The sequence below is a fragment of the Aquabacterium sp. genome (assembly GCF_035476535.1).
In the GTDB taxonomy this organism is placed as follows: domain Bacteria; phylum Pseudomonadota; class Gammaproteobacteria; order Burkholderiales; family Burkholderiaceae_C; genus Pseudaquabacterium.
The window spans coordinates 1-12,629 of sequence record NZ_DATILJ010000018.1 but is presented as its reverse complement, the minus strand read 5'-3'; the positions used below and the strand labels follow the sequence as shown (position 1 = coordinate 12,629).

The window sequence follows — 12,629 nt, the reverse complement described above, 5'->3', positions numbered from 1 at the left end:
TGCCCCCCGCCGCAAGCTGGCGGCCGCCGGTGGACCCACCGGGGAGTCACTGCGCCATGAACGCCATTCGATCGCTCTGGAGGCCGCTGCTGATCGCGGCTGTTATTTCCCTGATCGGTGCCGCCACCGTTGCGCTGGCGCAGCCGGAAGACTTTCCAACGCTGGTCAAGCGCCTGCAGCAGGACAAGCCGCGCTTCGCCAAGCGCCAGCAGGACCTGCTGGCGCAGCGCTACGACCTGGCCGACCGGCCGGCGCCAGGCGTGACGATGGCGCGCGGCAAGCCGGTGCAGGACGGCGTGCGCGTGCGGCTGCCGGCTGGCACCAGCTGGGACAAGCTCGCCGCGATGTCGCCGCCGGAGATCAAGAGCGGCAACCTGTGGCCGGCCGGTTTCCTGCCCTTGCCGCACCCGCACCACGAGGCCGGCGGCATGATCTTTCCGAAGCCGCTGATCGACGAGACCAAGCGCCAGACCGGCCGCGACCTGACACGCTTCGATCTCGACTTCGACCTGCCGCAGCACCTGTTGCCGGAGTTTCCGGCGCCGGTGTTCCTGACCACACGGCCCGACCTTGGCGACGTGTCTCGCGGTCAGCTGGTGACGCTGGACAACTTCGAGACGCTGTTCAAGGACGCCTTCAATCCGAAGCAGCTCGAGGGCTTGCGCTTGTTGCTGACGCCGTTTCCGCAGGCGCAGTTCAACGCCACCGAAGACCGGCGCGCGCTGCGCTCGCACATGGGCGTGGCCTGCTTCGACTGCCATGCCAACGGCCACAGCAATGCCGCGACGCACACGGTGGGTGATATCCGCCCCAACGAGCTGCGCCACCGCATCGGCACGCCTTCGCTGCGCGGCGTGAACATCCAGCGACTGTTCGGCTCGCAGCGCGCGCTGAAGAGCGTCGAAGACTTCACCGAGTTCGAACAGCGCGCCGCCTACTTCGACGGCGACCCGGCCGCCGCTGCGCGCAAGGGCGTGAACGTGCTGGAGCGCGGCAGCCAGGTGCATGTCATGGGCGAATTCCAGAACCTGCTGGACTTTCCGCCGGCGCCCAAGCTGGATGTCCTGGGCCGGCTGGACCCGGCCAAGGCCAGCGCCAGTGAGTTGCGCGGCGAAAGAGTGTTCTCCGGCAAGGGCCAGTGCGCGAGTTGCCACGCCCCGCCCTACTACACCGACAACCTGATGCACAACCTGCGCACCGAGCGCTTCTTCAACGAGACCACGGTCAATGGCCGCCGCGCGCTGGCGGACGGGCCGATCAAGACCTTTCCGCTGCGGGGCATCAAGGATTCGCCGCCCTACCTGCACGATGACCGCCTGATGACGCTCGACGACACGGTGGAGTTCTTCAACCTGGTGCTGGGCGTGAAACTCAACGAGCAGGAGAAGAAGGACCTGGTGGCCTTCCTGCGCACCTTGTAGGCGGGCGCGGGCCACGGCCCGCGCCCGCGTGAACCCTCAGGCCACGCCCGGCGCCAGCTTGAACACCGCCACTGCCTGCAGAAGATCCTGCGCCTGTGACTTCAGGCTCTCGGCAGCGGCCGCGCTTTCTTCCACCAACGCGGCGTTCTGCTGCGTCGCGCGGTCCATCTGCGCCACGGCTTCGCCGACCTGGCTGACGCCGCTGCTCTGCTCGACGCTGGCGGTGCTGATCTCGCCCACGATGTCGGTGACGCGGCGGATGGCGCTGACGACCTCGGTCATCGTCGCGCCGGCCTGGTCGACCAGCGTACTGCCTTGCTCGACGCGCTCGACGCTGGCACTGATCAGCGACTTGATCTCCTTGGCCGCTGCTGCGCTGCGCTGCGCCAGGCTGCGCACTTCAGACGCCACGACGGCAAAGCCGCGGCCCTGCTCGCCAGCACGCGCGGCTTCCACCGCGGCATTCAGCGCCAGGATGTTGGTCTGGAAGGCGATGCCGTCGATCACGCTGATGATGTCGGCGATCTTCTTGCTGCTGTCGTTGATGCCCTTCATGGTCTCGACCACCTGGCCGACGACGCTGCCGCCCTTGACGGCCACCACGCTGGCACCCTGGGCCAGTTGGTTGGCCTGGTGCGCGTTGTCGGCGTTCTGCTTGACGGTGGCGCCCAGCTGTTCCATCGACGCGGCGGTTTGTTCCAGCGCCGAGGCCTGTTCTTCGGTGCGGCCGGACAGGTCGTGGTTGCCCTGCGCGATCTGCGCGCTGGCCACCGACACGCTCTCGGCATTGCCGCGCACCGCACCCACGGTGCCGCGCAGCTGCTCGATCATGCGGGCCATGGCCTGCATCAGCCGCGCCACTTCGTCACGGCCCTCGGTGTGCAGCGTGAGCGTCAGGTCGCCGGCGGCCACGGCATCGGCAGCCGCCACGGCCTGGGCCAGCGGCCGCGTGATGCTGCGCGCGATCCACCAGCCGGCCAGGCTGCTCAGCACGACGGCCAGCAAGGTGATGGCGCCCAGCAGGAGTTCCGAGCGCTGGCCGGCGGCCCTGGCAAGCGCGTAGGCCTGCTCATTGGCCTGCCGCTGCAGTTCTTCGTTATCGTCCAGCGCGGCCTGCCACTGCTCGATCTTCGGCACGGACTTGCTCAGCAGCATGTCGGTGGCCTCGTTGTCGCGGTTGGCGCGGGCGTAGGTGACCACGTCGTCGTTGATGCTGCGCGCCTCCTTGCGCGCCGCGTCGATGCGGGCGCGGATCGCCGCGCCCTTGTCGGAGCTTGGCAGCTTCAACAGTTCGGCCCAGTCGCGGTCGTAGCGGGCGCGGGCCTCGGTGGCGCGCTTGACTTCCTTGTCGATCAGCGCCTGGTCGTTGAGCATCACCATCGTGCGCAGCACACGCGCTTCGATGTGCACCTGTTCCGACATGCGGTTGACCAGCCCGATCTTCTCCACGTTGCCGTGCACGATGCGCTCCATCTGCTGATCGGCCGCACGCAGGCCGAACAGGCCGATGGCGGCCAGCAGGCTCATCAGCAACAGCGTGACGGCAACCGACACGCCCAGCCGGGCGCCAATGTTCAGGGTGGTCAACAAACGCATCGCGGTTCCTCCAGGTTTTCTGCCTTATCGGCGCCGACCGGTTCAACCACACTGAATTTGTCGGACAAGCGCTGCCGCGGGCCTACACAGCCCGGTGCGTGCGGTACGAATTCACGACTCGGCCAGCCCGCGCCGCGCTGGCGTTCGGCGGCATGATCCCGTCCTCGGCCGGGCGCTTCCACGCGCCTGGCATCAACCCACCCGAAGGAGCCCACGCATGAGCGCTTACATCCACGGCAGCATCGAAGTCACCGATCCCGAAACCTACGAGGAGTACCGCCGCCAGGTGCCGGCGGTCATCGCGGCCTATGGCGGCCGCTACCTGGTTCGGGGCGGCGCGACCACCGTGCTGGAGGGCGAAGGCGCGGCGCCGGGGCGTCAGGTGATCCTGGAGTTTCCGGACATGGCCAGCCTGAAGGCCTTCTACCACTCGCCCGAATACGCGAAGCTGATTCCTCTGCGCCAGCGTGCATCGACGGGCCGACTGGTCGCGATCGAAGGCGTCTGAGCCCGCGGCAAGCGCCATGGGGCTGACACCGCAGGCCACCAGCGGCGCAGCGTCGTGCAGCGGCAGACGCGCGCTGCCGCCCGGGCAGATGGGATCGGCAAGAAGGGCGAACCGCCCAAACGACTGACATCCGCTCGCGGTGCTGACCTACAGATGCCAAGGCGCTGCGGATCTAAGGTTCAGGGACGGTGAAGCATTCGCGCTCCGCACTTCCCCCCTCACCGCCCGGACATTCGCCATGGCACTTTCTGCTGCACTCCCTGCCGATGAACACCTGCGCGCTCAGTGGCCACACGACAGGCCGCCGACCAAGCCCGCAAGGCCTCGGCATACAGCGCGCTCTGGCTCTTCGTGTCCCTGCTCATCGGCGCCTTCGTGGCCAGCCTGGCAGCGACCTTCGGCGGCCGGCGTCGCGACGCCTGAGCCCCACCACCTTTCACCGGTCCGCACTCACTCCCACGGAGCACACCATGCGTTCACTGCTGCTGCTGTTTCTCGGCATTCCGATCCCGATCATCATCCTGATCGCCCTGTTCGTGAATTGACTGCACCGCCCCCTCGACCCCTCACCCAAGGACATGGCATGACCACCGCCAAGCACACCACACCGCCGAAGGCATCCACCGTCGCCAAGGACGCCATTGCGCTGCTCAAGGCCGATCACGAGGCCGTGAGCGAGTTGTTCACCGAATTCGAGAAGACCCGGTCGGTGGCCAAGAAGAAGACGCTGGTCGCCGAGATCTGCACCGCGCTGAGCGTGCATGCGCAGATCGAGGAAGAGATCTTCTACCCGGCCGTCAAGGCCGCACTGAAGGACAAGCTGCTGGTGCCCGAGGCCACGATCGAGCACGCCAGCCTCAAGGAGTTGATCGCTCAGCTCGATGGCGCAGAGCCCGATGGCGAGATGTACGACGCCAAGGTCAAGGTGCTGTCCGAATACGTCAAGCACCACGTCAAGGAGGAACAGAGCGAGATGTTCCCCAAGGCCAAATCCTCGTCACTCGACATGGCCGAACTCGGTGCCCGCATGGCCGAGCGCAAGGCCGATCTGCTGACCCACGAAGCGCATGCTTGAACCGGGAGTTGCCATGACGAACACGACCGAATCACCTCCGCTGTCCGATGTCCCCTGGCCCATCTACAAGTCCCAGGTTCACGTTCCCGACACAGCCCTGCTGCCGGAGGCCGGGCACGAACCGCCGGCAACTGTCGACCTGTTGAAGCGGCTGGTGCAAGGCGCCCACGACACCATCGACAGCCTTGCGGACAGTGCCACGCCGGCGCTGCAGCACTTGGCAGAGGGCGTCTCTGGCGCCGAAGCCGCAGTGCATGCGAAGACAGACCAGTTGCGCGAAACCGGTGACGCATGGGCCGAAATCCTGCGTCGCGCGGTACGCGACAACCCGCTGGTCGCCGTGGCTGCCGCATTGGCTGTGGGCGCGCTGATTGCCCGGATTTCCCGCTCCCGCTGACGAAACAGGACCGGTATGCCTAATCCATGGATGAAGAAGAACCCGTTCATGAGCATGTGGCTCAGTTCGGCGAACCGCGCGGCGGGGACGTTGCATGGCCACGCTGCTGCACAGGCCAAGCGCCAAGTGCACGCCGCGGTGGCCGACGCGACCGCCGAGGGCCTGAAGTTCTGGACCGACGTTCTGGCACCTGCTTCGACAGCGACCCGAGCAAAGCGCAAGCGACGCTGAGCCATTTGGGCGACAACCGCGTTGGCGCGCCAGGCTGTGTTCCCATGGATTACCGCCGAGCCGCATGAAAACCTGGCTCCGAGGGCTGGCGTTGGCGGGCGGCGCCGCCGCAGTAGCGCTGATCGCCGGCCTGGTGGCTGCAAACTTCATCGGTGGCGAGAAGAAGATCGAGCGTCGCATAGAGCGGCTGTACACACTCGACGATGGGCGCTTCACGCACGAACTGGGCGTGCTGCTCGGGCCACCGTTCCTGGACGGCAACAAGGTCCGGGCCCTGCTGAACGGCGACCAGATCTTCCCGCCCATGCTGGCCGCGATCCGCAGCGCCCGGACGTCGATCACCTTCGAGACGTACATCTACTGGTCGGGCGATATCGGCCGCGCGTTCGCCGATGCCTTGGCTGCCAAGGCTCGCGAGGGCGTCAAGGTCCACGTGCTGCTCGACTGGATCGGCAGCGCCAAGATGGACGACGATCTACTGACCGCCATGTCGGATGCCGGCGTCAGCGTCCGCAAGTTCCATCCACCGCACTGGTCGCATCTGGGTCGCCTGAACAACCGGACCCATCGCAAGCTGTTGGTGATCGATGGCCGCATCGGATTCACCGGCGGCGTGGGCGTGGCACCGCAGTGGACAGGCAGCGCCCAGGATCCAGCCCACTGGCGCGACACGCACTTCGAGGTCGAGGGCCCGGTCGTCGCGCAGATGCAATCGGTGTTCATCGACAACTGGATCAAGGTGACGGGCGACGTATTGCATGGCGCCGCCTACTTTCCAGCGCTGACGCCGGCGGGCCGGAGCATGGCGCAAATGTTCAGCAGCTCACCCAGCGGCGGCAGCGAAAGCATGCAGTTGATGTACCTGCTCGCGGTCACCGCGGCCTCGCGATCGATCGACCTGTCTGCGGCGTATTTCGTGCCGGACACGCTGACGATGCGCGCCCTTGTCGAGGCGCTGCGCCGGGGTGTCAAGCTGCGCATCGTCGTCCCGGGCCCACACATCGACAGCGACACCGTGCGCAGCGCCTCACGGGCCTCCTGGGGTCCTTTGCTCAACGCCGGAGCGATCATCGCCGAGTACGAACCCACGATGTACCACTGCAAGGTGATGATCGTCGATGGGCTGCTGGTCTCAGTCGGTTCGACGAACTTTGACAACCGGTCTTTTCGCCTGAACGACGAGGCCACGCTGAACGTCGTCGACCAGGCATTTGCCAGTGCCCAGACCACCGTCTTCGAGTCCGATCTCGGGCGCTCGCATCGAGTGACCTACGCCGAGTGGCGCGAACGCCCTTGGCGGGAGCGCTGGGGCGAATGGCTGTCTTCTGTGGTCAGCACCCAGCTCTGACCTCGGGCCTGTTCGCACTGCAGCGTCAGACTGACTTTGCTGCACGCTCGCTTGGCGCAGCACCGTGCCGCTCTTCCGGCACGTGCGGGTCGAGCTTAAAAACGGCCACCGCCTGCACCAGTTGCTGCGCCTGAGCCTTCAGGCTCTCGGCCGCTGCTGCGCTTTGCTCCACCAGCGCGGCGTTCTGCTGCGTGGCCCGGTCCATCTGGCTGACGGCTTCGCCCACCTGGGCAACGCCGGTGCTCTGGTCGGTGGAGGCCGCGCTGATCTCGCCCATGATCGCTGTCACGCGCCGGATCGACACGACGATTTCCTCCATCGTCACGCCGGCCTGGTCGACCAGCGCCGTGCCTTGCTCGACACGATCGACGCTGGCGCCGATCAGGGTCTTGATCTCCTTGGCCGCCGCCGAAGAGCGCTGCGCCAGGTTGCGGACCTCGCTCGCCACGACCGCGAAACCGCGCCCCTGCTCGCCGGCGCGGGCTGCTTCGACCGCCGCATTGAGCGCCAGGATGTTGGTCTGAAACGCGATGCCATCGATCACGCTGATGATGTCCGCGATCTTCTTGCTGCTGTCGTTGATGCCCTTCATCGTCTCGACGACTTGTCCGACGACCTCGCCGCCCTTGAGGGCGACCGTGGAGGCGCCTCGCGCCAACTCGTTGGCCTGCCGGGCGTTGTCGGCGTTGCGCTTGACCGTCGAGTCCAATTGCGCCATCGACGCCGCGGTCTGCTGCAGGGCGCAAGCCTGCTGCTCCGTGCGCAGGCTCAGATCGTGGTTGCCCTGGGCGATCTGCTGGCTGGCGCTGGCGACGGTCTCGGAGTTCTGGCGCACGCCGCTCACGACGCGTGCCAGGCTCTCCTGCATCGCCTTGAGCTGGGCCATCAGGCTGGTACTGTCACCGGGCCTGACATCGATGTGCACGCTCAAGTCGCCCTGGGCCACCGAGCGGGCGAGATCGGCGGCGGTTCCCGGCTCGCCGCCGAGTTGCCGGACCAGGCTGCGCGTCATCCACAGACCCAGCCCTGCAGCCAGCGCGACCGCCACGGCCGCCGCGGCGATGAGCAGGTTGCGGCCGACAGCGTAGGCGGCCGCGGCCTGGGCCGTGGCCGCTGCCATCGCCTTGCGCTCGAAGGCGTCGAGCGCACCGAGCGCTTTCAGCAAGCTCGCCTCGGCGCCGCGCAGCGCCTTGTCGTTGAGTGCGATGCGCGCGGCGTCGGTGTCACCGTTCTTGACCGCGGCCGTCACCTTGTCCAGGTGGCTGCGATACACCGGCTCAGCGGCCTCCACGGCCTTCAGGAGGGCGCGGGCGTCGTCGCTGGTCGTCAGCCCGGCCAGCGCCTGGCGGGTGCTGCCCGAATCGGCGCGCAAGGTGTCGGCCTCCTTGAGACTGGACTGGATCACATCCACGCTGTCGGCCATGACGGCGCGGCCCAGCGCGCTGGATGTCTCGTGCGCCTGTGCGACCAGCGTAGCCGCCAGCGCACCGGCGTGTGCCTTTTCCTGAAGCGATGCCACTGACGCGTTGAGCGAGGCCAGGCGCGTCACGCCAAAGGCCACGCTGACCAGCAACAACAGCGCCAGGACGCCGAAGGCAGAGCCCAGCCGCGTGCCAACCCCCGCGTTGCCCAGACTGAATGCGCTCATGCGAACTCCCGAATTTTTTCGAACCGGATGCGGGCGCATGCGGCGGTGCCGCGCGCGCCTCGATGTCAAAGCGCCTTGGCTTCCTTGGCAAAGGCGTCGATCACGGCCTTGGCGGCAGGCTTGGGCGCGCCCAGCGTGGCCAACGCCAGCGGACGCTCGAGCCGCTTCGTGTCCACCGTCTTGTTCTTGGCCGCATCGACAAACCCCTTGCCGACGCCGGTGATGCCGGCCTCGTCGCCGCCGACCATCTCGGCTGCACGCTTGACGCTGGTCTGCGCCTTCACGGTCGGGCCGTACTCGGCGCCGCCCATCACGACCTTCTTGACCATCGCGCGCGTGCCGCCGGTGGTGGAGTCGCTGTAGACGACGATGGGCTGATCCTTGCCGCCGACTTCCTTCCAGTTGGCTATCTTGCCGGTGTGGATGTCTCGCAGCTGATCCCAGCTCAGCTTGCCGACGGGGTTGGACGGATGCACGACGAATACGATCTCGTCCTTCTTCAGCTCGAAGAACTGAATCGCCTTCGGATCGATCTTCCTGCCGGCGACTGCCGCGGCGTCGACGGCGATGTCCATCGGCTCCGACACCATCGCGATGTCGCTGGTGCCCTCGACCAGATCGACCAGGCCCTTGCCCGTGCCGGAGCCGATGATGACCAGCGTGTGGCCGGTGCTCTTCTCGACCGCGCCCTTGGTGGGCGAGATCACGACGTTGAGCACCGTCGAGGCGCCGGTCACCTTCACGGTGTCTGCCACTGCGGTACCGGCCAGCGTGGAGGCCAGCGCCATGGCGGCCAAAGTGAGCGTCTTCATGGTCTCTTTTCCTTTCGTGGATGAGTGATGGCTGGCATCACTATCGGTCCCCGGAAGGCAGAGAAGAGCCCGAAATACCGGACCTAGTGCATGCTTCTCGATGTGAAAGCAGACCTCCCCGCGCGGGCTGTCGGGACATCTCCCGTCAATGCCGAGGGGACGTCTCCGCAGGGATGTCAGGCGTCATCTGCGCCGACGGCCGGCGCCATGAAAAAGGCCCTGCCAACGTTCAAAGACGATGGCAGGGCAGAACGTAAAAAGGCCCTGCCACCGCCAGGAGGCGATGGCAAGGCCAATGGAGGCACTTTCACTCAGTCAGACAGGCCGGTCCTTGCGGCGCCGGCCCCCATCACCTTCAACGCACCTTGCCGGCCTTCCATGCCGACAACAGCGTGTCGTAGGCGATCGTTTCGCCCTTCGGCTTCTCATTGGCCAGCTTGGCCCACGGTGCGCCCTTGTCGCTGAGCCACTTCTTCGGATCTTCCTTCTTGTTCAGCTTGGGCGCGCACTTGGCCATGCCGGCGCGCTCCAGGCGCGCCAGCACCTGGTCCATTTCCTCGGCCAGCGTGTCCATCGCGGCTTGCGGCGTCTTCTCGCCGGTCACCGCCACGGCCACGTTCTTCCACCACAGCTGCGCCAGCTTCGGGTAGTCGGGCACGTTGGTGCCCGTGGGTGTCCAGGCCACACGCGCCGGGCTGCGGTAGAACTCCACCAGGCCCCCGAGCTTGGGCGCAAGGTCGGTCATCGCCTTGCTCTGGATGTCGGACTCACGAATCGGCGTCAGGCCGACGATGGTCTTCTTCAGCGAGGTGGTCTTGGCGGTGATGAACTGCGCGTACAGCCAGGCCGCAGCCGTCTTGTTGGCATCGTGGTCCTTGAAGAAGGTCCACGAGCCGACGTCCTGATAGCCGTTCTGCATGCCCTGCTTCCAGTACGGGCCGTTCGGGCCGGGGGCCATGCGCCACTTCGGCGTGCCGTCGTCGTTGACGACCGGCAGGCCCTTCTTGGTCATGTCCGCGGTGAAAGCGGTGTACCAGAAGATCTGCTGCGCGATCTGGCCTTGCGCGGGCACCGGGCCGGCTTCGCCGAAGGTCATGCCAGTGGCTTCCTTGGGCGCGTACTTCTTCATCCAGTCGACGTACTTGGTCAGTGCGTAGACGGCAGCCGGCGAGTTGGTGGCGCCACCGCGTTCGACCGAAGCGCCGACCGGCGCGCACTTCTTGTCGTCGACGCGGATGCCCCACTCGTCGACCGGCACGCCGTTCGGAATGCCCTTGTCCGCCGTACCGGCCATCGACAGCCAGGCGTCGGTGAAGCGCCAGCCCAGCGACGGATCCTTCTTGCCGTAGTCCATGTGGCCATAGATCGGCTTGCCGTCGATGGTCTTCACGTCGTTGGTGAAGAACTCGGCGATGTCCTCGTAGGCGCTCCAGTTCAGCGGCACGCCCAGGTCGTAGCCGTACTTGGCCTTGAACTTGTCCTTCAGATCCTGACGCGCAAACAGATCGGCCCGGAACCAGTACAGGTTGGCGAACTGCTGGTCCGGCAGCTGGTACAGCTTGCCGTCCGGCGCGGTGGTGAAGCTGGTGCCGATGAAGTCCTTGATGTCCAGCCCGGGGTTGGTCCACTCCTTGCCCGCACCGGCCATGTAGTCGGTCAGGTTCATGATCTTGCCGTAGCGCCAGTGCGTGCCGATCAGGTCGGAATCGCTGATCCAGCCGTCGTAGATCGACTTGCCGGATTGCATCGAGGTCTGCAGCTTCTCGACCACGTCGCCTTCCTGGATCAGGTCATGCTTGACCTTGATGCCGGTGATTTCCTCGAAGGCCTTGGCCAGCGTCTTCGATTCATATTCATGCGTGGTGATGGTTTCCGAGACCACCGAGATTTCCTTGACGCCCTTGGCCTGCAGCTTCTTCGCGGCATCGATGAACCACTTCATCTCGGCCGTCTGCTGGTCCTTGCTCAGCGTCGACGGCTGGAATTCGCTGTCGATCCACTTCTTGGCTTCGGCCTCTCCGGCCAAGGCCTGTCCGGCAACCGCCAATCCGGCGGCCAGGGCGAGCGCGGTGTAGCGCATCTTCATTGTCAATCTCCTCATCTTCACTTCCCCGTTTGCAGTGAGGTCACCACGGCCCCGGGGAAGCTCCGGGCCGGATTACCGATCGAACGTTTCAACCCTTCTTCATCACCAGCGCCAGTGCGCCCATCGAGATCACGAAGCTGATCCAGATGCTGGGGTCCTCAGCCAGGCCGAACCAACTGGCGAATTTGCTCGACAGGCCGACGAAGGCCAGGTTGATGTAGGCGGCACTCAACAGGCCGATGAACAGGCGGTCGCCGCGCGTCGTGGCGATAGGCAGGAAGCCGCGGCGCTTGATCGTCGGGGACTTGATTTCCCACACCGTCATGCCGACGAGTGCCATTGCGATGCAGCTGAAGAACACGGCCACCGGCGTGGTCCAGACCATCCAATCGAACATCAGACTCTCCCCATGGCGAAGCCCTTGGCGATGTAGTGGCGCACGAACCAGATCACGATCGCGCCGGGCACGATGGTCAGCGTGCCGGCGGCGGCCAGCGTGGCCCAGTCCATGCCGGAGGCGCTGACGGTGCGGGTCATCGTCGCGACGATGGGCTTGGCGTTCACGCTGGTCAGCGTGCGCGCCAGCAGCAACTCGACCCAGCTGAACATGAAGCAGAAGAAGGCCGCGACGCCGACCCCCGCCTTGATCAGCGGCAGGAAGATCGTGATGAAGAAGCGCGGGAAGGAGTAACCGTCGATGTACGCGGTTTCGTCGATCTCGCGCGGAATGCCGCTCATGAAGCCTTCGAGGATCCACACCGCCAAGGGCACGTTGAAGACCAGGTGCGCCAGGGCCACGGCCAGGTGCGTGTCCATCATGCCCAGCGTGGTGTAGAGCTGGAAGAAGGGCAGCAGGAAGACGGCCGGCGGTGTCATGCGGTTGGTCAGCAGCCAGAAGAAGAGTTGCTGGTCGCCGAGGAACGAATAACGCGAGAACGCATAGGCGGCGGGCAACGCCACCGCCAGCGAGATCACCGTGTTGATGGCGACGTAGATCAGGCTGTTGATGTAGCCGGAGTACCAGGACACATCGGTGAAGATGGTCTTGTAGTTGTCCCAGGTGAAATGCTGCGGGAACATCGTGAAGCTGGACAGGATCTCGCTGTTGGTCTTGAAGCTCATGTTGACCATCCAGTAGATGGGCAGCAGCGCGAAGATGAGATAGGCGATCAGCAGGATCGTGCGCTTCTGGAAGCGGGATTCATGCATGGCCGGCCTCCGTCTTCTCACCCGTGCCCACCCGCTGCATCCAGTTGTAGAGGACGAAGCAGACCAGCAGGATGATCAGGAAGTAGATCAGCGAGAACGCCGCCGCCGGCCCCAGGTCGAACTGGCCGACCGCTTTTTGCGTTAGATACTGACTCAGGAAGGTTGTCGAGTTGCCGGGCCCGCCACCGGTCAGCACGAAAGGTTCGGTGTAGATCATGAAACTGTCCATGAAACGCAGCAGCACCGCGATCATCAGCACGCCGCGCATCTTGGGCAGCTGGATGTAGCGGAACACGGC

General features: G+C 65.7%; 14 protein-coding genes. 7 read left to right on the top strand and 7 right to left on the bottom strand.

What is annotated here, in order from left to right; translation table 11 throughout:
- The first annotated feature begins 56 nt into the window (after positions 1 to 56).
- The gene (locus VLK61_RS02025; RefSeq protein ID WP_325417758.1) at positions 57 to 1,421 is read left to right on the top strand and encodes a hypothetical protein; all 1,365 of its coding nucleotides are present in this window, start codon (positions 57 to 59) and stop codon (positions 1,419 to 1,421) included.
- A gap of 36 nt (positions 1,422 to 1,457) precedes the next feature.
- On the opposite strand, the gene VLK61_RS02020 is transcribed toward VLK61_RS02025, so the two are convergent.
- On the bottom strand, positions 1,458 to 3,017 hold the full coding sequence (locus tag VLK61_RS02020; RefSeq protein ID WP_325417756.1) for a methyl-accepting chemotaxis protein: 1,560 nt from the start codon (positions 3,015 to 3,017) through the stop codon (positions 1,458 to 1,460).
- Positions 3,018 to 3,234: 217 nt separating this feature from the next.
- Between VLK61_RS02020 and VLK61_RS02015 the strand changes: the two genes are divergently transcribed.
- The 6 genes from VLK61_RS02015 (at position 3,235) to VLK61_RS01990 (ending at position 6,576) form a co-directional block, all read left to right on the top strand.
- Complete coding sequence (locus VLK61_RS02015; RefSeq protein WP_325417754.1) at positions 3,235 to 3,525, top strand: DUF1330 domain-containing protein; 291 nt, start codon at positions 3,235 to 3,237, stop codon at positions 3,523 to 3,525.
- Positions 3,526 to 3,791: 266 nt separating this feature from the next.
- Positions 3,792 to 4,070: a hypothetical protein gene (locus VLK61_RS02010; protein WP_325417808.1), complete on the top strand. Its 279-nt coding sequence runs from the start codon at positions 3,792 to 3,794 to the stop codon at positions 4,068 to 4,070.
- Between the two features lie 38 nt (positions 4,071 to 4,108).
- Positions 4,109 to 4,600 (top strand): hemerythrin domain-containing protein, encoded by a 492-nt coding sequence (locus VLK61_RS02005; protein WP_325417752.1) that lies wholly within the window; start codon positions 4,109 to 4,111, stop codon positions 4,598 to 4,600.
- A gap of 13 nt (positions 4,601 to 4,613) precedes the next feature.
- Positions 4,614 to 4,997 (top strand): hypothetical protein, encoded by a 384-nt coding sequence (locus VLK61_RS02000; protein ID WP_325417750.1) that lies wholly within the window; start codon positions 4,614 to 4,616, stop codon positions 4,995 to 4,997.
- Between the two features lie 30 nt (positions 4,998 to 5,027).
- Positions 5,028 to 5,228 carry a hypothetical protein gene (locus VLK61_RS01995; RefSeq protein WP_325417748.1) on the top strand — a complete coding sequence of 67 codons (201 nt, stop codon included), beginning with the start codon at positions 5,028 to 5,030 and terminating at the stop codon, positions 5,226 to 5,228.
- A 64-nt stretch (positions 5,229 to 5,292) separates the two neighbouring features.
- On the top strand, positions 5,293 to 6,576 hold the full coding sequence (locus tag VLK61_RS01990) for a phospholipase D-like domain-containing protein (RefSeq protein WP_325417746.1): 1,284 nt from the start codon (positions 5,293 to 5,295) through the stop codon (positions 6,574 to 6,576).
- A 25-nt stretch (positions 6,577 to 6,601) separates the two neighbouring features.
- Here VLK61_RS01990 and VLK61_RS01985 read toward each other — a convergent pair whose 3' ends face one another.
- The 6 genes from VLK61_RS01985 to VLK61_RS01960 form a co-directional block, all read right to left on the bottom strand.
- Positions 6,602 to 8,224, bottom strand: coding sequence for a methyl-accepting chemotaxis protein (locus VLK61_RS01985; RefSeq protein WP_325417744.1), 1,623 nt, complete (start codon positions 8,222 to 8,224; stop codon positions 6,602 to 6,604).
- Positions 8,225 to 8,289: 65 nt separating this feature from the next.
- On the bottom strand, positions 8,290 to 9,036 hold the full coding sequence (locus VLK61_RS01980) for a substrate-binding domain-containing protein (protein ID WP_325417742.1): 747 nt from the start codon (positions 9,034 to 9,036) through the stop codon (positions 8,290 to 8,292).
- Between the two features lie 355 nt (positions 9,037 to 9,391).
- Positions 9,392 to 11,122, bottom strand: coding sequence for an ABC transporter substrate-binding protein (locus VLK61_RS01975; protein ID WP_325417740.1), 1,731 nt, complete (start codon positions 11,120 to 11,122; stop codon positions 9,392 to 9,394).
- Between the two features lie 88 nt (positions 11,123 to 11,210).
- Positions 11,211 to 11,519: a DUF2160 domain-containing protein gene (locus tag VLK61_RS01970; protein WP_325417738.1), complete on the bottom strand. Its 309-nt coding sequence runs from the start codon at positions 11,517 to 11,519 to the stop codon at positions 11,211 to 11,213.
- The gene (locus VLK61_RS01965) at positions 11,519 to 12,331 is read right to left on the bottom strand and encodes a carbohydrate ABC transporter permease (RefSeq protein ID WP_325417736.1); all 813 of its coding nucleotides are present in this window, start codon (positions 12,329 to 12,331) and stop codon (positions 11,519 to 11,521) included. The genes VLK61_RS01970 and VLK61_RS01965 overlap by 1 nt, the downstream gene beginning before the upstream one ends.
- Positions 12,324 to 12,629, bottom strand: a 306-nt coding sequence (locus tag VLK61_RS01960; RefSeq protein ID WP_414636751.1) for a carbohydrate ABC transporter permease, incomplete at its 5' end; no start/stop codon positions are given. The genes VLK61_RS01960 and VLK61_RS01965, both read right to left, overlap by 8 nt.